Raw genomic sequence first — 20,039 nt, forward strand, 5'->3', positions numbered from 1 at the left:
CACCGCCGCCGCCGGCGCCAAACTCAGGCGCTGGCTTCGGGCCTGCGGGACTGCGCCCGACGCATCGCGGCGATCGGATCGGCATAGATACCGCCGAGGGACACGATGCCGGCGCCGGCCTCCTGGACGCGGTTGCCGAACGCGGTCACGCGGATATCGCGGTGTCCGAGCACGGACCGCTCGCCGAACGCCGCCTCGACGGTGCTCATCCCCTCGGGGTACTCGGTGAAGGCCTGACCGCCGACCACGAGATCGTCGGGGTTGAGCATGTCGCGCAGCAACGCGACAGCCTCGCCGAGCACCCGCGCGCGTTCGGTGACCAGCGCGACCGCCTGCGCGTTGCCCTGCTTGGCGGCGCGCAGCACCGCGGTGACCGTCGATGCCGGTCCGTCGGCAGGCACGATGTGCGCCTCGCGCGCGGCGGTCAGCACCGCTTCGTCGCTGACGGTGGACTCCAGTCGCCCTGTGCCGCCGAGCAATTCGGAGTACGCCGGCAGTGCGGCGATGGTGCCGGGCCCGCTCGAGGGGGAATGCACCCGGCCGCCGATCGACAGCGCGTAGCCGACGGTCTCACGGGCGTAGACGTACAAGCTGGTGGCGGCCTTGGTGGGCTGACGGCGCATGCCCAGCAGCAGTTCGGCGCCGGCCATCGCATCGACATGCGAGGCCACCGACACCGGTAGTCCGAGGGAATCGGCGAGCACCGGGCCGACGGGGGCGTCGGCCCAGCCCAGCCGCGGGTGGTCGAGGTAGCCGGTGGCGCTGTCCACCACGCCGCCGGTGGCCGCGCCGACCCACAGCGGGCGGCGGCGGTGCCAGCGGCTCAGGTAGCGACGGGCACTGCCGGCGATGGCGGCCAGCGCGGCGGCCTGGGGTCCGCGCGGCGTCGGGGTCTCGACGACGTCGAGGGTGCGTCCGAACAGGTCGGCGGCGACGATGCTGGTGGTCCGGGCGCCGATGTGGACGCCGAGGGTCAGGAACGGTTCGTGGTTGACCTCGACCGGAACGCGCGGCCTGCCGATGGCTCCCGAGACTGCGAGGTCGGCGCGCTCACGCAGCAGTCCCGCATCCAGCAGGGCGGTGACCTGGCGGTTCACCGTCGCGATGCTCAGGCCGGTGACCTGCGCGATCACATCTCGTGCGATCGGCCCGCGCTGCCGGGCGGCGGCGAACACCGATGCGGCGGCCGCCTCGGGCAAGGCCAGCGACGGTGCGACGATCTGGTGCAGCAGCGCCTGGGGCCGACGGGCGCCGGCGGCCGTGCCGCGGACCGGGGTCGCGCGCTTGACGGCGGCGGTGCGGGTGCGGGGGGCGAGGGTGGCGGAGGTGCTCATGGATCAGTCCTTCGATGGAGTCGGTCGGTGGGCTTGTGCCACACCTGGCGACTCAGCGGGACTGGATCAGTCCGGGCGCAGTCAGGCGCGGCGGGGTGCGCAACAACAACACGCACGCCGCGCGGCAGCGAGAACTGCCTGACTAGTCCGGTACATGCGGCCAAGTTAACACGACTACCGGCGATTTCGCGACGCATTGTTTTCGGGGCCTAGGCTTGGTGCCATGACGACGCCCTCAGATACCCGCCGCGTCGCGGTGGTCACCGGAGCCAGTGCGGGAATCGGTGAAGCCACTGCGAGAACCCTTGCCGCCCAAGGCTTTCATGTGATCTGCGTGGCCCGCCGCGAGGGGCCCATCAAGGCGTTGGCCGCCGAGATCGACGGCACCGCGATTGTGGCGGACGTCACTGATCCGACGGCCGTGGCGGCGCTCGCCGGGCGGCTGGACCGCGTCGATGTGCTGGTCAACAACGCCGGAGGTGCCCGCGGCCTGGAGTCGATCGCCGACGCCGACGTCGAGCACTGGCGCTGGATGTGGGAGGCCAACGTGCTGGGCACGCTGCACGTCACCCGTGCACTGCTGCCCAAGCTGATCGATTCCGGCGACGGCCTGATCGTCACGATCACCTCGATCGCCGCGGTGGAGATCTACGACAACGGCGGCGGCTACACCTCGGCCAAGCACGCGCAGGGCGTGCTGCACCGCACGCTGCGCAGCGAGCTGCTCGGAAAACCGGTGCGGCTCAGCGAGATCGCGCCCGGCATGGTGAAGACGGACTTCTCACTGAACCGCTTCGAGGGCGACGCCGAGCGTGCCGAGAAGGTGTACGAGGGCGTCACCCCGCTGGTGGCCGAGGACATCGCCGAGGTGGTCGGGTTCGTCGCGAGCCGCCCGCCGCACGTCGACCTGGACCTGATCGTGGTCCGCCCGCGGGATCAGGTGTCCGGGGCTTCGGGCTCCCGCTTCAACCGGCAGAGCTGACGATCGCCGAAATTGCATTCCAGCAGGTCTCTACTCGACTTTTCGCTGCTGGCGGGCGTTGTCAAGCTGCTTGGAGTCGGTCGTGGTTGTTTTCTGCGGACAGGTTGATGCCCACGACGGGACTGGGACTGTGGGTTCGTGGACGGCGGCGGAATCGTTCGGGGTGGGCGTCGTAGTAGGCCTGTAGGGCGTTGTCTCGTTGACCCCAGTGCTGTGCCCAGGTGCCGTTGTGGACGGCGTTGGGGGTGAACAGCGCGATGCCGCTGTGGCGGTGATGCTGGTTGTACCAGGACACATAGGCGCCCACCCAGGCGCGGGCGGTGTCGAGATCGTCGAAGATGCCGGGATAGTTCGGCCGGTATTTCATCGTGCGGAACTCCGATTCGGAGAACGGGTTGTCGTTACTGACCCGAGGCCGGTTGTGTGTCTGGCCGACGCCGAGATCGGCGAGTAAGTCTTTGAGGACCGTCGAGCGCATCGCCGGTCCGGAGTCGGCGTGCACGACCGCGGGCAGGCCATGCTCGGCGAACGCGGCTTCGAACATGTCCACGGCCAGGTCATCGCACTCCCGTTCCTCCACACGCCAACCCACGATCTTGCGGGAGTAGATGTCAAGGACCGAGTACGCCTTGAACGCCACACCGCGCCACGGGCTGCGCAGGTCGGTGATGTCCCAGCTCCAGATCTGTTGTGGTCCAGTAGATTTGAGCACCGGCGCCGGACGGGGTGTCTTGCTCGTCGAGCGGGTCGGTGCGACCGGGCGCGTACTTTGGTCCTCGATCGCGGCGGCGACCCGCCACCAGGAACGCCGCGAGCCCAGCATCACACCCTCATCCCAGCTGGCGGCGAACGCGTGGTCCACTGAGGTGCCCGCCGTCCAGCCGGCGAGGATCATGTCCCGGATCGCTGCCCGGTCGGCCTCACCGATGCGCGACGGGTACGCCCGATCCTTGTGCGGCAGCGGATCGCTGACCGGCGGGCGCGGGTTGGACCGGTAATGCCACGTCGACCGTGATAGCTCGATCATCACCAGAGCTCGACGTTGCGAACCGATCGCCGCGGTCAGCTCGGTGACGAGTTCGTTTTCCCGGTCGAGGAATCGTCGGGATCGCTCATCGGCGGGGTTGCGTCGGGCTCGTGCGCGCTCATGGTGTGCAAGAGCCCGATAGCTTTTCCCAGGGCGTCATTGGCCGCCTCGAGCTCGCGAACCCGCTCTCGCAGTTGGGTGAGCTCGGCCTCGTCGCGGTCCTGCCTGGCCGCATCAACCTTGGCCAACGCTTTGCGCAATGCCGGGGGAACTGTCATCTCCCCACCTTCTCGCGGAATCAGGCCGCGGTCGAGGTCACCACTAAACACTGCGGCCTGCCACCGTCTGAACTGACCACCTGACACCCCCTGAGCAGCAAGCCACGGCCCCTTCTGTCCATGAGGCACCCGCTGATACTCGACAACGAACTCACGAATCTCGCCGATACTGAACCCTGCACTGATCGACACAACCCAACCCCTTCGCCCTGACCTCTAACTGACTCACAACGAGCGTGGCAAAGAGGGTGGAATGCAATTTCGCCGGAAGGAAAGATCAGCCGCCGGGCCGACCGGCGCCCGCGGGCTGCGGCGCGCCGGACGGGGTCGCCGGGGCCGAGTCGGGGATCTCGTCGGGTTTGTCCGCCGACGACAGCGCCGACATCGTCTGCCACTCCTCCCATGGAACGGCCCAGTCCCAGATGTCGCCGTCGGCGTAGGAGAGCTGGATCCGGGTGCCCGTCACCTCGACCGGATCGCCGTAGATCGCGGTGTTGAAGTACTGCTCGGCGTCGGTGAGGGACAAGTTGATGCAGCCGTTGGTGACGTTGCTGTTGCCCTGCGCGCCCGAGCTGGCCGGGTTGGCGTGGATGAACTCGCCGTTGTTGGAGATCCGCACCGCGAACCGCTCCCGCACGTTCGCGTACCCGGCGGCGGGGTTGGTCATGTAGAAGTCCTCGTACTTCTCCGTGACCACGTGCACGCCGCTGCGGGTGACGTTGCGGTCCAGATCGCCCTCGCCGTAGCTGCACGGGAAGTCCATGATCACCCCGGCGTCGGTGATGACCTGGATGCGGTGCGACGACGCCTCGGCCTTGACGACCTGGAAGCGGCCGATGGTGAAGTCGAGGGTGGAGTCGGCGGCGCCGTACATGCCGTCGCCGAACGGCACGCCGTACAGGTCGGCGTCGACGTGCACGGTGGTGCCCGCCGGGTAGTACTCCTTGGTCCGCCAGTGCATCCGGGAGCCGCCCGCCTCGTCGGGCAGCCACGCCCAGCTGCCCTCGACCGCGGGAGTGGTGGTGACCTTGACGGCCTTCTCCACCTCGGCGCGGTCGGCGTCGGCGATCGCGGCGTCGAACTGCAGGATGATGGGCGCCGCGACGCCGACGGTCTGCCCGTCGGCGAGCTGGAACCGGCCGCTGACCTCGGTGGCCGGGGCGACCGTGGTGAACGACCCGGACAGCGGCACCGCCTTGCCGTCCTCGCCGACCGCCGAACCCGACCACTCGTAGGTGTTGCCGTAACCCAGCGACTCGGTGACGGTGAACGTGGTCCGCTCCTTGTTCAGCGAGCCCGCGACCACCTTGCCGCTACTGGCGTTGGCCAGCGACACCTTCTGGAACCAGCCGTCGGAGACCTTCACCGCGACGGTGTCCTTCGGGGAGACGTCGGTGGCGTCCGCGGAGGGTTCGTAGCTGAGGGTGGGAGCCTTCGGCGCGTCCCCGGACGAGCCGTCCGGGGACGGAGTTCCGTCGTTCGACATACAGGCCGCCAGCGTCGCCGGCGCCACGACACCGACCGCAAACGCGGTGAGAGCTCGCCGTCTGGTGATCGACGGCAGCGGGTCTGCGGGGTTCACGTAGACCCAGGGTACTTACAGCACGCACCCAACCAGCACCGGTTCGGGTGTGAGTTCGATCCCGAAGGCGGTCCTGACACCGTCGCGCACCGTCCTGGCCAGCGCCAACACGTCGGCCGTGGTCGCCGAACCACGATTGGTCAACGCCAGCGCATGCTTGGTCGACAACCGGGCGGGCGCAGCGTCGCCCGGGTATCCCTTGCCGAATCCGGCCCGCTCGACCAGCCATCCGGCAGCAAGCTTGACCCCGGCGTCGGCCGGGTAGTTCGGCACCGGGCCGTCGACGGACGCCGCGATCCGCTCGAAGTCGGCGTGCGACACCACGGGGTTGGTGAAGAACGAGCCGACGCTCCACGTGTCGTGGTCGGCCGCGTCGAGCACCATGCCCTTGCGGGCGCGCAGCGACAGCACCGCGGCCCGGACCCGGTGCGGGTCGGCGCGCTCCCCCGGTTGCGCGTCCAGCGCGGTGGCCAGTTCGCCGTACCGCAGTGGCGCACTGCGCCCGGCGGCGTCCAGCCCGAACTCGACCTCCAGCACCACCCACTGCGACGAATGCTTCAGAATGCTTGTGCGGTAACCGAACTGGAGAACCTCCGGATCCACCCAGCGGTCCTCGCCGGTGGTGCGGTCCAATAGTCGGACCCGGCGGATGGTGTCGGCGACCTCGGCGCCGTACGCGCCGACGTTCTGCACCGGGGTCGCGCCGGTGGACCCGGGGATGCCCGACAGGCACTCCAGCCCGCCCAGCCCGTGCGCCAGCGAGGCGGCGACGACGTCGTCCCACCCCGCCCCGGCCTCGGCGCGCAGCACGTCACCGTCGACGGTGATCGTGGTGTTCGCCAGCCGGATCACGGTCAGTTCCGTGATGTCGTCGGCGAGCACCACGTTGGAGCCACCGGCCAGGATCAGCGCGTCCGGCCCGGCGGCGCCGACAGCGGCGACGACCTGCTCGGTCGTCTCGGCGGTGACGAGGCGGCGGGCCACCGGTCCGACCCGCAGCGTGGTCAGCGGCGCCAGCGGCACGTTCTCGGCGAACGGCACACCGCCCAACAACGAAGGGGCCACGGCGGGTAACGGTAGCGTGGCCAGCTATGCCGCGTTCATTCGACATGGCCACGGACTACGGGGGCACCGTCGAGCAGGTACACCGGGCGCTCGCCGACGAGCGGTACTGGCTGGTGCGTCTGCAGGATTCCGGCGCCGATCACGCCACCCTCGACGAGCTGACCGTCGACGCCGACGGCGGGATCCGGGTCAGGACCACCCAGACGTTGCGCGCCGACCGGCTGCCCGGGGTGGTGACGCAGTTCCACCGGGGCGATCTGAGCTTCGTGCGCGAGGAGATCTGGACGCCGATCAGCAACCGGCGTTCGGGGGCGACGGTGCGCGGGTCGATCCCGGGGGCGCCTGCATCGCTGAGCGGGGACGCGACGCTGTCGTCGGTGGCCGACGACTTGGGCGCGCTGGTGTCGCGGCTGGCGCTCAAGGCCACCGTGGAGGTGAGGGTGCCACTGGTCGGTGGCAAGATCGAGAACTTCATCGGCAGCCAACTGGTGGAGCTGATGGTCGCCGAACAGCGTTTCACCACGGAGTGGATCACCGAGAACGGCTGAGCGGAGCCCTACCATCGAGCCATGGCCCCGCTCGGACAGGTGACCCGGGGCACCACGGGCCACAACCGGCTGCGGCGCAGCGACCGCTGGCTGGTGCACTCGTCGCGGGTGCGCACCGCGCTGCAGGCCGCCGCCGATCCGCTGGTCGTCGATCTCGGCTACGGCGCCAAACCGGTGACGACGCTGGAGCTCGCGATCCGGCTGCGCGACGTCCGGCGCGACGTACGGGTGGTCGGGCTGGAGATCGAACCCGAGCGGGTGCGCGCCGGGCAGGCCGCCGCCCAGCCCGGTGTCGAATTCGCGCTCGGGGGCTTCGAATTGGCGGGCCACCGGCCGATCCTGGTGCGCGCCTTCAACGTTCTGCGTCAGTACCCGGTCGAGGAGGTGGCCGGAGCCTGGGACGCGATGGGCCGCCGGATCGCCCCCGGCGGACTGATCGTCGACGGCACCTGCGACGAACTGGGCCGGTTGTGCTGCTGGGTGCTGCTGGACGCGACCTCCCCGATCAGCCTGACGCTGGCCTGCGACCCGTTCGCGATCGAGAAGCCGTCCGACCTCGCCGAGCGGTTGCCGAAGGTGCTGATCCACCACAACGTCGAGGGGCAACCGATCCACACCCTGCTGCGCGCCGCCGACCGCGCGTGGGCCAGCGTCGCCGGCCACGGTGTCTTCGGCCCGCGGATCCGATGGCGCGCGATGCTGGATCTCCTTGTCAGCGAAGGATTTCCGATCGACACCCCACGGCGCAGCCTGCGCGACGGCGTCCTCACAGTGCCGTGGGACGCCGTCGCACCGGTCAGCTAGCCTCGGCGGGCACCTTCGCCGCGACGGGCTCGGCGGGCTTCTCCACCTGATCGGCCGCATCGAGGATGTCGTCGAGATCGTCGGCGACCTGCAGGTCGAGCCCGCGCAGCGCCGCCGGCGGGGTGGCCAGCGCCACCGCGACGTAGGTCAGCAGACCCGCGGCGAACGCGATGAACGTCGGCCACCCGTCGAACGACGCGTCGATCAGGCTGTTCGGGATGTACAGGATGGTGTTCTCGACGCCGAACATCGTCGGTGTCATCACGAAAAGCCCGATCCGGACCACGAATCCGACCGCGATCGCGGCGACCGCGGCCGTCGTCGTCCCGCGTCGCCACACCAGCCCGAGGATGAACGGCACGATCAGGCACGCCAGCATCAGGTCGAACGCCAGCGTGAGCAGGATGCCGGTCTGCTGGACGTAGATCGCGAAGACGATCGAGAACAACGTCATCGGCACCATCGCGACGCGGGTGGCCCGCAGCAGCGGATCCCGCCGGCCGGGCACGTGCACGCGGCGCACCCCGCCGAGGTTGCGCACGCACACGTTGGAGATCGCCAGGATCGCGCCGTTGGCCGTCGACATCGACGCACCGACCAGCCCGCACAGCACCAGCACCGTCAACCCGACGGGGGCGTAATCGTTGAGCAACACGAACAGCACCGGTCCGTCGAGCTCTTCGGGCAGGAACGAGTGCGCCGCGAGCACGACGAGCCCGAACGGGATGCAGATCGCCACCGTTCCGGTCGCCGCGGTGAAGCACGCGCGCCGCGCCGCCTCGGGCGACTTCGCGGAGAACACCCGGGCCATGAAGTCGATCGCGACGATGTCGCCGATGCCGAGCGCGATCAGCGTGGCCCAGTTGATCACCGCGCCCTGCGCCGGGTCGCTCAGCTGGCCGAGCGCGAAAGGCCCTGTGCCCTCGGCGATGTCAAGACCGTGGGTGCTCGTCATCCAGAAGAACAGCCCGATCGCGCCGACCAGGATCAGCGACATCTGGATGATCGCGGTGTACGCGTCGGCGATCAGCCCGCCGGTGCCGGTGTAGGCCACCGCGATCGCCGCGATCAGCACCACACCCAGCCAGTAGGGCATCCCGAGGAAGTAGTTGAACAGCAGCCCGCCGGCCACCAGGTTGCCGGCCACCAGCATGCAGAACGCGACGGCCAGCAGCACCGACGCGCCGATCTCTACCGAGCGGCCGAACCGCAGCCGGTAGTAGTCCGGGAACGACGTCAGCCCCATCCGGTTCATCGGTTTGGCGAAGAAGATGCCGGTGATGGTCAGGCACAGCGCCAGCCCCAGCGGCAGGCACGCACCGGCCCAGAAACCGAATTCGAAGGCCAGATCGGTGTTTCCCAGGGTCGCGTTGGTGTCGACGGCCGCACCCATCAGCGCACCACCGACCAGCCAGAACGGCAGCATCCGGCCGCCGACGAGGAAATTGGAGCTGTCGCCTTCGATCCGTTTGGACACGTAGAAACCGACGGCGACGACTATGGCGATGCTGATCGCCACGCCCACAAGGATCATTGGAGTCTCCCAACCACGCTGGAGTCTCCCGGGCTTTTGTCCCGCCGTGGAACGGTCATGCGTCGGTGCCGGCCGCCTGCGTCTCTCGGACCAGACCCGGCCGTCAACGAGTGCGGCCGGCGGAACCCTAGACGCGCCCCACATGCACATGTGAGTCCACGTCAGGAAAAGCCCGGCGCATTACCTGCGGTCGCACGTCGCGTTAACGATGTGTTTCCACTTCCGGTGGACAGGGATTCGCCGCTGTGCCAACAATTGTCGCAGGCGCTGTGCGATCCGGCGCCCCGGACGAGGTGCGTCGTACCCGGTCAGCGACAAGACGACGCTTTGGGAGCTCTCATGTCCGAATACCCAGACCCGTCGCTACCGAATGCCGAAGGCGCGTGGGCCCAGCAGGTCGAGGCGAATCTCGGCGACCGCCGATTGCGGGAGGAGATCGACCGCGGCCTGAGCTACGGCCTGGAGGCCGCGCCGACGATCAACGACCGAACGATCTCGACGTTCGTGCGCGGCGAGAAACCGCACTTCGCCGGTGAGCGCGGCACCTTCCTGAAGTGCCCGTTCATCGAGGACGTCAACGAGGTCGGCGACGCCGAGGTCGCGATCTTCGGTGTCCCGCTCGACGCCGGCGCGACCTACCGTCCCGGCACGAGGTTCGGGCCGCAGGGAATCCGGCGCTCCACCAACCTGTTCGGCACCTACAACTACGAGTCCGGGGTCGATCTGCGCGAGCAGCTCAACATGGTCGACATCGGCGACGTGTTCACCATCCCGGGCAATCTGGAGAAGTCGTTCGATCAGATCAGCACCGCGATGGCCCATGTCGCGAGCAAGGGCGTGATGCCGATCGTGCTGGGCGGCGACCACTCGATCGGCTTTCCGACCATCCGCGGCCTGGCGCCCCACATGGACGGCAACATCGGCATCATCCACTTCGACCGGCACGTCGACACCCAGGAGACCGATCTCGACGAGCGCATGCACACCACGCCGTGGTTCCACGCGACCAACATCAAGAACGCCCCGGCGACCAACCTGGTGCAGATCGGCATCGGCGGCTGGCAGAGCCCCCGCGAGGGCGTGAAGGTGGGCCGTGAGCGCAAGTCGACGGTGATCACCGTCGGCGACGTCGAACGCGTCGGTATTGAAAAAATCGCGGAGACGGCACTGGAGATCGCGTGGAAGGGCGCCAAGGCGGTCTACCTGTCGTTCGACATCGACGTGATCGACGCCGGCTTCGTCCCCGGCACCGGGTGGCCGGAGCCCGGCGGACTGCTGCCCCGCGAGGCGCTGAACCTGGTCAAGATGATCTCCGAGCCCGGCCTGGCAGGCATCGAGGTCGTCGAGTGCTCGCCGCCGTACGACTGGGCCGAGCAGACCGCGCTGATGAGCTCGCGGGTGATCCTGGACAGCCTCGCCGCGCAGGTCCGCTCCGGAAAGCTCGGCAAGAAGGCCGCGAAGGCCGACCGGCCGGCCTGGGGGCCGTAACTAGGCTGGGTGCCATGCGTTCAGAGATGCGGGTGGCACTGGCCCAGATCCGCAGCGGCACCGACCCGCGGCACAACCTGGGCCTGGTCGACGAGTACACCCGGCGCGCGGCCGATGCGGGCGCGTCGCTGGTGCTGTTCCCCGAGGCGACGATGTGCCGGTTCGGGGTGCCGCTCGGCGAGGTCGCCGAACCGTTCGACGGTCCGTGGGCCAACGGGGTGCGCGACATCGCCGCGCGCGCCGGGGTGGTCGTCGTCGCGGGCATGTTCGTCCCGTCCGGGGACGGCCGGGCGTTCAACACGCTGCTGGCCACCGGGCCGGGCGTCGAGGCCCGCTACGACAAGATCCACCTGTACGACGCGTTCGGCTTCGTCGAATCCAAGACCGTCGCGCCGGGCCGCGAACCGGTGGTCATCACCGTGGACACCGCGTCGGGCCCGGTCACCGTCGGGTTGACGCTGTGCTACGACATCCGCTTCCCGGAGTTGTACGTCGAGCTGGCCGAACGCGGCGCCGAGGTGATCACCGCGCATGCGTCGTGGGGAACCGGGCCGGGCAAGCTCGACCAGTGGACGCTGCTGGCCCGGGCCCGGGCGATCGACACCAACAGTGTGGTCGCCGCGGTCGGGCAGGCCTACCCCGGCGACGAGATCGCCGCGCTCGGCCCCACCGGGGTGGGCGGCAGCCTGGTCGCCTCCGCGCTCGGTGACGTGCTGGCATCCGCGGGTGACGACCCCGAGCTTCTGGTGTGCGATATCGACCTCGACGCGGCCCGTAAAGCCCGCGAGACCGTCGCGGTGATGCACAACCGCTCAGGTTGGGCTCATCACGGTAAGGCAGAATCGCGGGCGTGACCGATCCCTGGGCCCGACCGCCGCAACAGCCAGGCCCCCCGCCGGGGCAGTTCCCGCCGGACCCGGGCCAGCCCGTCCCGGCCGCGCCGGAGGATTCCTCGTTCCCCGCGAAACTGAAGCGGATCTTCAGCGACCCCGTCTCGGTCGTGCTTGTCGTGGTGATCGTGCTCGCGCTGGTGTTCGCCTGCCTGCTCGGCGGTGAGCTGTACGCGCGCAATCGCGCCGACACCATCGTCGCCGGGACCGTGGAGTGCGTGGTGCAGGACGATGCGACCGCGTCGTTCGGCGTGATGCCGCCGTTCCTGCTGCAGCACATATCCGGCCACTACACCAACATCCGGATCGAGACCGCGGGTAACCAGGTCCGCGACGCCAAGGGCATGAAGGTCAACCTCGACATCAACGACGTGCGCCTGGAGGACACCCCGACCTCCAGCGGTTCGATCGGCTCGCTGGTCGCCAACATCAGCTGGAGCACCGAGGGCATCAAGCAGACGATCCAGGGCGCGATTCCGCTCGTGGGCAGCTTCGTCACCGGCGTCACGACCAATGCGAGCGACGGCACCATCGAACTCGAGGGGGCGCTCGGCAGCATCACCGCCAAGCCCGAGGTCGTCAACGGTGGGCTGTCGCTGCAGGTGCAGCGCGTCACCGGGCTCGGCTTCACGCTGCCGCGTGAGGCGGTGCAGCCCGCGCTGGACGCGTTCACCTCCGAACTGACGCAGGACTATCCGATGAACATCAAGGCCGACTCCGTCGAGGTCACCGATTCCGGTGTGATCAGCCAGTTCTCGACGCGCAACGCCTCGATCCCGAAGGGCCAGCAGGACCCCTGTTTCGCGGGTCTCTAGACCGCGAAACCGCCGAGAACGGCTCGGGTTCCGGACAACCCGAGCCGGGTGGCGCCGGCGTCGAGCATCGCAGTGGCCACCGCGGCCGTGCGGATTCCGCCGCTGGCCTTGACGCCCAGCCGGCCCTCGACCGCGCCGGCCATCAGCTCGACCGCGCGCGGGGACGCCCCGCCGCTGGGGTGAAATCCGGTGGAGGTCTTGACGAAGTCGGCACCGGCGTCCTCGGCGACCCGGCACACGTCGACCAGGATCGGCCAGCCGCTGAACTCCAGCAGCGCCGCCGATTCGACGATCACCTTGAGCACGGCCTCCGGCGCCGCGGCGCGCACCGCCGCGATATCGGCTCCTACCAGGTCGAGTTCGCCCGCCAGCGCGGCGCCGACGTCGATCACCATGTCGATCTCGGCCGCTCCCGCGGCGGCCGCGGCTCGCGCCTCCTCGGCCTTGATCGCCGAAAGGTGCTTGCCGGACGGGAATCCGACGACCGACGCGATCGTCGCTTCCGGGGCCAGCGACCGGACCGTCGGGACGAATGTCGGGGACACACAGATCGCCTTCACCGCGAGTTCCTGCGCCTCGGCGACGAGCGATTCGACGTCGGCCTCGGTGGCCTCGGGTTTGAGCAGGGTGTGGTCGACGAGGGCCGCGACCTGAGCGCGGGTGTAGGACCCCATCAGAAGGGTTCTTCGGTGCCGCCCGGGTTGCACCGCTTGGCGACCATCTCCTCGTAGCTGACCTCGGGGCGCCACGGCTCCAGGTTCCAGCTGGTCTTACCGGGTTGGGCGAACTCGGCGAGGTTCCAGTGGCACAGGAACTGTTCCCACATACCCGGGATCGCGGCGTCGGGCGAGAGCGTCAGGACCTCGTTCCAGGCGGCCTGGGCCAGCGGCTGGGTGCCCGCGTGCCCGGAGGCGCGGCGCGCGGCCGGGGTCGGGTAGACCCGCAGGCTCGACAGGTCGCCCCATTTGGCCCACGTGACGTGGTCGATGTAGGGCGGCGGGGTGTCGGCGGGAGCCGCAGCCGCCACCGGCGCGAGCAGGCCGGGGAGCGCAACGGCGGCCAGCGCGATCGCGGCGATTCGCACTATCGTGACTTTCCTTGCACCTCAAGAATTTTGGGACGGACGTCGACGAGGTACACACCGGCTGCGACGGCGGCGATCGCCGTGCCGGTGATATCGAGCACCAATGCCAGCAGCAGGCCGAGGCCGAGGATGACCAACCAAACCGGTTTCGTCAGCTTGTCCACCGCGGTGTAGGCGTCCGGGCGCTGCATCGCCGCGTGCACGAGCGCGTAGATGATCGTGACCAGCACGACGATCTTCACGATGCCGAGGACGTAACCCGCAAGGATTTGGAGCTCCACGCTCTACAGCCTATGCGGGTTACGTCCTGTCGGTCTAACTTCCGCCCTGTGGGCGGTGATTACTTCTGGGTGACCTTCTTGGCCGGCGCCTTCTTGGCGGGGGCCTTCTTGGCCGGAACCGTAGCCGAAGCCTTGGCCGGGGTGGCCTTCTTGGCCGGCGCCTTCTTGGCGGGGGCCTTCTCGGCAGCCGTCTTGACCGGAGCGGCCGCCTCTTCGGCCTTCTTCGGCAGCTCGACGCCGACCAGCTTGGCGGCACGCTCGCCGACCGCGCGGGTCTGTGAGGCGACGTTACCCAGCGCCTCCTGGGTCAGCTCGACGGCCTGGTCGGTGTACTCCTCGACGCGGCTGGCGGCCTCTTCGAGAGCCGGCTGGTTGCGCAGGCGCTCCAGCGCGGCCTCGCCACGCTCGATCAGCTTGGTGTAGGTGGTCTGGGCGGCCTCGGCGTATCCCTCGGCGAACTTGCGCAGCTCGTCGGAGGTCAGCTTGTCGCGCAGGTCACCGAACTGGCTCGGCAGGTCTTCCTGCAGCTTGGCCACCCGGGCCCGGCTCTCCTCGACGCGGCTCTCGGCGTCGGTGCGGGCCTCGCCGGCGCGCTCGCGCAGCGTCGCGACGATCTCGTTGACACGCTCCAGCGCCAGGTCGGCAGCGCCCACAGCGGCGAGCAGCGGGGCCTTCAGGTCGTCGATGTCGAGATTCTTGGTCTCAGCCATGGTTCATTCCTTCCTTTTCAGGATCGAGTTCTGTGATGGATTGCGGAGTAGAGGGGATCTCTAGAGGGCTCTTGTCTTGTTCAGTTGCGGGCTCCTCATCTGCGTCACGCGTACCGGATGCGTCCACCCCGTCGTCCGTGGAGGCGGCCTCGTTCTGCTGGCAGAACGAGTTGTAGATGTCGAGCAGCACCTGCTTCTGCCGCTCGTTGATCGCCGTGTCGGTGACGATCGCGTCGCGAACGTGGTTGCTCTCACTCGGCTCGAGGATCCCGGCCTGGATGTAGAGCACCTCGGCCGAGACCCGCAACGCCTTGGCGATCTGGTTGAGCACATCTGCGGACGGCTTCCGCAGGCCGCGCTCGATCTGGCTGAGGTACGGGTTGGACACACCCGCCTTCTCGGCCAGCTGCCTCACCGACACCTGCGCCGCTTCGCGCTGGGAGCGGATGAACGAACCGATGTCCTGCGCGGCGTTGGACACGACAGCGGCAAGATTTTCATCCTGCGACGGCGGTGACATGCCTTGCTCCCTGTGTTGTGAGTGGGTATCCGAATACCGACACCAACAACCGTACGACGGAGTGCTAACTTTTGCAAGCACCCGTTAGCGCAGGTCAGAACAGTAGCTGAGCTATCGAATAGATCACCAGGCCCGCCAGCGAGCCGACGACCGTGCCGTTGATCCGGATGAATTGCAGGTCACGGCCGACATGGAGTTCGATGCGCCGGCTGGCCTCCTCGGCATCCCAGCGCTCGATCGTGTCGGTGATGATCGTGGTGATCTCCGCCCCGTACTGAGAGACCAGATGCTGGGCTCCGCGCACCACCCAGTTGTCCACCTTGTCGCGCAGGTCGGCGTCGTCGCGCAGGGACTCCCCGATCCGGACGACGGTGTCGGCGATGCGGGTACGCAGCGTCGAGGACGGGTCGTCGACCGACTCCAGGATGATCCGCTTGGCCGCGGTCCAGGCCGTCTCGGCGGCCCGGGTGACCTCGTCGCGGGCCATGATCTGCTCTTTGACGTTCTCGGCCTTCTGGATCGTCGCCGCGTCGTTCTGCAGGTCGTCGGCGAACTCGAACAGGAACCGTGTCGCCGACCGGCGCAGCTCGTGATCGGGATTGCGGCGCACCTTGTCGGTGAAGTCCATCAGTTCGCGGTGGATCCGGTCCCCCACCAGGTGATCGACCCAGCGCGGCGACCACGTCGGCGAATCCCGCTCGATGACGCGCTCGATGATCTCGTCGGCGTCCAGGGACCATTGGAACGCGCGGTCGGCGAGCAGCTGCAGCAGCGCCTCCTGGCGTCCCTCGGCCAACAGCGAGGTCAGGACCCGCCCGATCGGCGGGCCCCACTGCGGCTCGGCGATCCGTTTGACGATCATCCGGTCCAGCACCTGCTGGACGTCCTCGTCGCGCAGCAACTCGACCAGCACCCGAAGCACCGTCGCGACCTCGGCGGCCACCCGCTCGGCGTGCCTGCGATCGCACAGCCACTTGCCCACCCGGCTGGCGACGTCGGCGTCGCGCAGCTTGGTCTCGACGTTCTCCGCGGACAGGAAGTTCTCCCGCACGAAGCTGCTGAGACCCTCGCCGAGCTGGTCTTTCTTCCGTTTGATGATCGCGGTGTGCGGGATCGGGATGCCCAGCGGATGCTTGAACAACGCCGTCACCGCGAACCAGTCGGCCAGCGCGCCGACCATGCCGGCCTCGGCCGCCGCGCGGACGTAGCCGACCCAGGGCGGGGCGCCCTGGGACTGCCACCACGCGCAGAACAGGAAGACGACGGTCGCGCCGAGCAGGAAGCTCAGCGCGACGAGCTTCATGCGCCGCAGTCCACGCCGTCGCTCCGCGTCCGCCGCGGAGTCGGCGCCCGCGAGCTTCTCTGCGAAACTCCGGCGCACCGGGGCGGTCGCCGCGCCGGCGACCTCGGGTCGGTGTGCCACACCTACATCATCCACGCGTGCCGGAGTACCCGTCTGCGTCCATGGTCCGGCCCAGGTCCGACGCCCGCCGTATTATCGTCACGGACTTAGGGAACGGACTGCGCGAACGTGGCACAACAATCCCCGCCCGTGGCGGTCAAGACGGATGGACGCAAACGGCGCTGGCACCAGCACAAGGTCGAGCGCCGTAACGAGTTGGTGGACGGCACACTCGATGCCATCCGCCGCCTCGGCAGCAATGTCAGCATGGACGAGATCGCCGCCGAGATCGGTGTTTCCAAGACCGTCCTGTACCGCTACTTCGTCGACAAGAACGATCTCACCACCGCGGTGATGATGCGCTTCGCACAGACCACGCTGATCCCGAACATGGCCGCGGCGCTGTCGTCGAATCTCGACGGCTACGACCTGACCCGCGAGGTCATCCGCGTCTACGTGGAGACGGTGGCCAATGAGCCCGAGCCCTACCAGTTCGTGATGGCCAACAACTCGGCCAGCAAGAGCAAGGCGGTCGCCGACTCGGAGGCCATCATCGCGCGCATGCTCGCGGTGATGCTGCGCCGCCGGATGCTGTCGGTGGGGATGGACGCTTCGGGCGCCGAACCGTGGGCGTTCCACACCGTCGGCGGCGTCCAACTGGCGACGCACTCCTGGATGTCGAACCCGCGGATGACCGCCGACGACCTGATCGACTACCTGGCGATGCTGTCGTGGAGCGCGCTGTGCGGCATCGTCGAGGTGAACGGATCTCTGGAAACGTTCCGCAACAGTCCACATCCGTCCCCGGCGCTGCCCTCGCAGCTGCTTGACTAGGCGGTGTGACCGAACCCGACGCACTGCCGTCCCTGTGGAGCCACGAACCGCACGTGCATTTGCGGTTCCGGGCAGGGCTCGAAGTGGCCGACATCGACGCCGACGCCACCCCCGGCTTTCGCGGCGACAAATCCGACGCGCCGACACTGCAGGCCGAACGCAACGAGCGGTTCGCCGAGTTGCAGGAGATGCTCTACGCGAACAGCCGTGCCGGCGACAACCGCTCACTGTTGCTGGTGTTGCAGGGCATGGACACCGCGGGCAAGGGCGGCATCGTCAAACATGTTGTGGGTGGCTGCAATCCGCAGGGAGTGCAGTACCGCAGCTTCGGTAAGCCGACCGCCGAGGAGCTCTCCCACCACTACCTGTGGCGCGTGCGCAAGGCACTTCCCGCCGCGGGACACATCGGGGTGTTCGACCGGTCGCATTACGAGGACGTGCTGATCGTGCGCGTGCACAACCTCGTGCCGCCCGAGGTGTGGGAGCCGCGCTACGACGAGATCAACGCGTTCGAACGCGAACTCGTCTCCGGCGGAACGACAATCGTGAAGGTCGCGATGTTCGTCTCGCTCGACGAGCAGAAGAAGCGGCTCGCCGAGCGGCTCGAACGGCCGGACAAATACTGGAAGTACAACCCGGGCGACATCGACGAGCGACTGAAATGGCCTGCCTACCAAGAGGCTTACCAGGCGATGCTGGAACGGACATCGACCGATTACGCGCCGTGGCACATCGTGCCGTGCAACCGGAAGTGGTACAGCCGGCTCGCGATCACCGAGCTCCTGATCGAGGCGTTGAAGGGGCTCAACATGTCCTGGCCGCCGCCGGACTTCGACGTCGAGGCGGAGAAGAAGCGGCTGGCCGCGTTGTAAGAGGGCGCCTTCCCCGGGCCGCCGAACGCACGCATATGACGCGAATCCGGCCCAAAACCCGTCACAAAGCGTGCACTCGCGGCGGTCCTGGCCACCCGCGCCGGCGTAACGCCCGCTCCGCACGCCGCCAGATCCCGGCCGGGTCGTCGCGGAGCTGTCGTGCACTGACGCGGACGATGATCCATCCCCGAGCGGCCAGGAACTCCAGCCGCATGATGTCGTCGGCGTGGGCAGCGGGGTCTGTCCAATGGTGTTCGCCGTCGTACTCGACGCCGACGCAGTACTCGCGCCAGCCCATGTCGATTCGCCGGACGACTCGGCCGGACGCGTCGGTAACAGGGATCTGCGTCTGCGGTTGCGGTGCGCCGCTGCGGACCAGCGCCAACCGCACGCGGGTCTCCTGAGGAGACTCGGCACCGCCGTCGACCAGCGCGAGAACCTCACGTAGACGGCGGATCCCCCGAACTCCCGGGTGGCGCGCGGCGAGTGCGCTGACCTGCGAAACGGGCAGACGCGTCGCGTTCAGCAGGGCATCGATTCGAATGATGGCCTCGTCACCGCGGATGCGGCGGCCGAGATCGAATGCGGTGCGGGCGACGGTCGTGCAGTCGATGCTCTGCACCAGGCAGACCTCGCCGTCGAGGAGGGTGTCGCGGTGGATCGAGATTCCCGGCGGGCTGCCACATCGGACGCGGGTCAGCTCGGCGGGGGCGTCGTCAGGCAGCCACCGTGAACCGTGCATCGCCGCCGCCGACAGCCCGGCGAGGGTGGCCCGTCGCCCCGACCACAGCCACGCCGCGACGGCGCGATCGCAGGCCGTCAGCGACATGCCTTGCGGCGCATACACGTTGTGATGGATTCTGACGTATCGTCGGCTAAGGTCGAAGCGCGTCACCGCACCGCAGGCCAGCGCCTCCGAGCCCAGAAAGAGTTCCCGCACACACTGTTAGGCGCACCGCGACGCCCGGCGGTTCCCGAATGCACGCAATCTGACGCGAAATTCGCGGAATCGCGCCAGAAAGCGTGCGCTCGGCGATCGAAAGCGCCTCAGTACGTGTAGAAGCCCTTGCCCGACTTCTTGCCGAGCTGACCGGCCTCGACCATGCGCTGCAGCAGCGGCGGCGGCGCGAAGTTCGGGTCCTTGTATTCGTCGTACATCGAGTCGGCGATCAGCTTCATGGTGTCCAGGCCGATCAGGTCCGACAGCCGCAGCGGGCCCATCGGGTGCGAGAGCCCGGCGACGATCGCGGTGTCGATGTCCTCGACCGTCGCGACGCCCGCCTCGGCCATCCGGATCGCCGACAGCAGGTACGGCACCAGCAGCGCGTTGACGATGAAGCCCGAACGGTCGCCGCAGCGCACGACCTTCTTGCCCAGCACATCGCTTGCGAACTGCTCGACCCGCGCGATCGCGTCCTCGGACGTCACGAGCGTGTTGATCACCTCGACGAGCGGGAGTACGGGCACCGGGTTGAAGAAGTGCAGGCCCAGCACCCGGCTCGGATTCTTGGTCGCCGCAGCGATCTTCATGATCGGGATGCTGGAGGTGTTCGACGCCAGCACCGCATCGGGGTCGGTGACGACCTCGTCGAGCTGCGCGAAGACCTTGGCCTTGACGGCCTCGTCCTCGATGATCGCCTCGATCACCAGCTGTCGGTCGGCCAGGTCGGCGAGATCGGTGGTGAACGTCAGCCGTCCCAGCGTGATCTCGAAGTCGTCGGCGGCGAGCTTGCCCTTGGCCTTCGCCCGCTCCAGCGACGCGGTGATACGTCCGCGGCCCGCGTTGACGAGCGCGTCTGAGGGCTCGTAGACGACGACGTTCGCGCCCGCCTTCGCGGCCACCTCGGCGATGCCCGAACCCATCTGCCCGGCGCCGACCACACCTACACGTTCAATGCTCAAGTCTTTTCTCCTGTTACATGCGACAGACCCCGCCCAAGATTTCTGGGCGGGGTCTGCGCTGTCAAGCTGGTGCGAGCGTGCGCTCCG

General features: G+C 68.4%; 22 protein-coding genes and 2 riboswitches. Of the genes, 8 read left to right on the forward strand and 14 right to left on the reverse strand.

The features are described from left to right. Positions 1 to 23: 23 nt before the first annotated feature. Positions 24 to 1,334 carry an ROK family transcriptional regulator gene (locus NTM_RS03350; RefSeq protein WP_163765452.1) on the reverse strand — a complete coding sequence of 437 codons (1,311 nt, stop codon included), beginning with the start codon at positions 1,332 to 1,334 and terminating at the stop codon, positions 24 to 26. Positions 1,335 to 1,557: 223 nt separating this feature from the next. Between NTM_RS03350 and NTM_RS03355 the strand changes: the two genes are divergently transcribed. Next, positions 1,558 to 2,316, forward strand: a complete 759-nt coding sequence (locus NTM_RS03355; protein WP_163765453.1) for an SDR family oxidoreductase — start codon at positions 1,558 to 1,560, stop codon at positions 2,314 to 2,316. A gap of 61 nt (positions 2,317 to 2,377) precedes the next feature. Here the strand turns inward: NTM_RS03355 and NTM_RS03360 are convergent, their stop codons facing one another. The 4 genes from NTM_RS03360 to NTM_RS03375 form a co-directional block, all read right to left on the reverse strand. Continuing rightward, a complete protein-coding gene (locus NTM_RS03360) occupies positions 2,378 to 3,343 on the reverse strand; it encodes a DDE-type integrase/transposase/recombinase (RefSeq protein ID WP_163765454.1) in 966 nt (321 codons plus the stop codon). A gap of 35 nt (positions 3,344 to 3,378) precedes the next feature. Further along, a complete protein-coding gene (locus NTM_RS28770; protein WP_232079606.1) occupies positions 3,379 to 3,621 on the reverse strand; it encodes a hypothetical protein in 243 nt (80 codons plus the stop codon). A 277-nt stretch (positions 3,622 to 3,898) separates the two neighbouring features. Next, on the reverse strand, positions 3,899 to 5,203 hold the full coding sequence (locus tag NTM_RS03370) for a L,D-transpeptidase (RefSeq protein ID WP_163765456.1): 1,305 nt from the start codon (positions 5,201 to 5,203) through the stop codon (positions 3,899 to 3,901). 15 nt (positions 5,204 to 5,218) lie between these two features. Continuing rightward, on the reverse strand, positions 5,219 to 6,268 hold the full coding sequence (locus tag NTM_RS03375; RefSeq protein WP_104861842.1) for a UDP-N-acetylmuramate dehydrogenase: 1,050 nt from the start codon (positions 6,266 to 6,268) through the stop codon (positions 5,219 to 5,221). 26 nt (positions 6,269 to 6,294) lie between these two features. On the opposite strand from NTM_RS03375, the gene NTM_RS03380 reads away from it, so the two are divergent. Both NTM_RS03380 and NTM_RS03385 read left to right on the forward strand, forming a co-directional pair. After that, positions 6,295 to 6,816 carry a DUF2505 domain-containing protein gene (locus NTM_RS03380; RefSeq protein WP_163765457.1) on the forward strand — a complete coding sequence of 174 codons (522 nt, stop codon included), beginning with the start codon at positions 6,295 to 6,297 and terminating at the stop codon, positions 6,814 to 6,816. Between the two features lie 21 nt (positions 6,817 to 6,837). Next, on the forward strand, positions 6,838 to 7,620 hold the full coding sequence (locus tag NTM_RS03385) for an SAM-dependent methyltransferase (RefSeq protein WP_104861840.1): 783 nt from the start codon (positions 6,838 to 6,840) through the stop codon (positions 7,618 to 7,620). On the opposite strand, the gene NTM_RS03390 is transcribed toward NTM_RS03385, so the two are convergent. Then, on the reverse strand, positions 7,613 to 9,154 hold the full coding sequence (locus NTM_RS03390; RefSeq protein WP_163765458.1) for a high affinity choline transporter 1: 1,542 nt from the start codon (positions 9,152 to 9,154) through the stop codon (positions 7,613 to 7,615). The two genes, NTM_RS03385 and NTM_RS03390, sit on opposite strands and share 8 nt — an antisense overlap. Before the next feature lie 23 nt (positions 9,155 to 9,177). Beyond that, a riboswitch (guanidine-I (ykkC/yxkD leader) is annotated at positions 9,178 to 9,296 on the reverse strand. A gap of 118 nt (positions 9,297 to 9,414) precedes the next feature. Then, positions 9,415 to 9,483, forward strand: a riboswitch (guanidine-III (ykkC-III) riboswitch). 10 nt (positions 9,484 to 9,493) lie between these two features. Between NTM_RS03390 and NTM_RS03395 the strand changes: the two genes are divergently transcribed. The 3 genes from NTM_RS03395 to NTM_RS03405 are packed head-to-tail and all read left to right on the forward strand — an operon-like array spanning position 9,494 to position 12,347. After that, on the forward strand, positions 9,494 to 10,642 hold the full coding sequence (locus NTM_RS03395; protein ID WP_163765459.1) for an agmatinase family protein: 1,149 nt from the start codon (positions 9,494 to 9,496) through the stop codon (positions 10,640 to 10,642). A gap of 26 nt (positions 10,643 to 10,668) precedes the next feature. Further along, a complete protein-coding gene (locus NTM_RS03400) occupies positions 10,669 to 11,496 on the forward strand; it encodes a carbon-nitrogen hydrolase family protein (protein ID WP_179964028.1) in 828 nt (275 codons plus the stop codon). Next, positions 11,493 to 12,347: an LmeA family phospholipid-binding protein gene (locus tag NTM_RS03405; RefSeq protein ID WP_104861836.1), complete on the forward strand. Its 855-nt coding sequence runs from the start codon at positions 11,493 to 11,495 to the stop codon at positions 12,345 to 12,347. The genes NTM_RS03400 and NTM_RS03405 overlap by 4 nt, the downstream gene beginning before the upstream one ends. Here NTM_RS03405 and deoC read toward each other — a convergent pair. From deoC to NTM_RS03435, 6 genes are all read right to left on the reverse strand, one after another. Continuing rightward, positions 12,344 to 13,021: a deoxyribose-phosphate aldolase gene (gene deoC, locus NTM_RS03410; RefSeq protein ID WP_163765461.1), complete on the reverse strand. Its 678-nt coding sequence runs from the start codon at positions 13,019 to 13,021 to the stop codon at positions 12,344 to 12,346. The two genes, NTM_RS03405 and deoC, sit on opposite strands and share 4 nt — an antisense overlap. Beyond that, positions 13,021 to 13,431 carry a DUF2599 domain-containing protein gene (locus NTM_RS03415; protein ID WP_163765462.1) on the reverse strand — a complete coding sequence of 137 codons (411 nt, stop codon included), beginning with the start codon at positions 13,429 to 13,431 and terminating at the stop codon, positions 13,021 to 13,023. Before NTM_RS03415 ends, deoC begins: the two co-directional genes overlap by 1 nt. Continuing rightward, positions 13,431 to 13,712, reverse strand: a complete 282-nt coding sequence (locus NTM_RS03420) for a DUF2516 family protein (RefSeq protein ID WP_083142156.1) — start codon at positions 13,710 to 13,712, stop codon at positions 13,431 to 13,433. The genes NTM_RS03415 and NTM_RS03420 overlap by 1 nt, the downstream gene beginning before the upstream one ends. 59 nt (positions 13,713 to 13,771) lie before the next feature. Further along, on the reverse strand, positions 13,772 to 14,422 hold the full coding sequence (locus NTM_RS03425) for a heparin-binding hemagglutinin (protein WP_163765463.1): 651 nt from the start codon (positions 14,420 to 14,422) through the stop codon (positions 13,772 to 13,774). Further along, the gene (locus tag NTM_RS03430; protein ID WP_104861833.1) at positions 14,415 to 14,942 is read right to left on the reverse strand and encodes a helix-turn-helix domain-containing protein; all 528 of its coding nucleotides are present in this window, start codon (positions 14,940 to 14,942) and stop codon (positions 14,415 to 14,417) included. Before NTM_RS03430 ends, NTM_RS03425 begins: the two co-directional genes overlap by 8 nt. Before the next feature lie 94 nt (positions 14,943 to 15,036). Next, on the reverse strand, positions 15,037 to 16,365 hold the full coding sequence (locus tag NTM_RS03435) for a DUF445 domain-containing protein (protein ID WP_163765464.1): 1,329 nt from the start codon (positions 16,363 to 16,365) through the stop codon (positions 15,037 to 15,039). A gap of 108 nt (positions 16,366 to 16,473) precedes the next feature. On the opposite strand from NTM_RS03435, the gene NTM_RS03440 reads away from it, so the two are divergent. Then, entirely contained in the window at positions 16,474 to 17,178 is a 705-nt protein-coding gene (locus tag NTM_RS03440) for a TetR/AcrR family transcriptional regulator (RefSeq protein WP_104862182.1), read from the forward strand. A 5-nt stretch (positions 17,179 to 17,183) separates the two neighbouring features. After that, the gene (locus NTM_RS03445; protein ID WP_163765465.1) at positions 17,184 to 18,050 is read left to right on the forward strand and encodes a polyphosphate kinase 2 family protein; all 867 of its coding nucleotides are present in this window, start codon (positions 17,184 to 17,186) and stop codon (positions 18,048 to 18,050) included. Between the two features lie 61 nt (positions 18,051 to 18,111). Here NTM_RS03445 and NTM_RS03450 read toward each other — a convergent pair whose 3' ends face one another. Continuing rightward, positions 18,112 to 18,990 carry a hypothetical protein gene (locus NTM_RS03450; protein WP_163765466.1) on the reverse strand — a complete coding sequence of 293 codons (879 nt, stop codon included), beginning with the start codon at positions 18,988 to 18,990 and terminating at the stop codon, positions 18,112 to 18,114. 107 nt (positions 18,991 to 19,097) lie between these two features. Next, the gene (locus tag NTM_RS03455) at positions 19,098 to 19,952 is read right to left on the reverse strand and encodes a 3-hydroxybutyryl-CoA dehydrogenase (RefSeq protein WP_104861830.1); all 855 of its coding nucleotides are present in this window, start codon (positions 19,950 to 19,952) and stop codon (positions 19,098 to 19,100) included. Positions 19,953 to 20,039 lie beyond the last annotated feature (87 nt).

It is taken from the genome of Mycolicibacterium parafortuitum (genome assembly GCF_010725485.1).
Lineage (GTDB): Bacteria > Actinomycetota > Actinomycetes > Mycobacteriales > Mycobacteriaceae > Mycobacterium.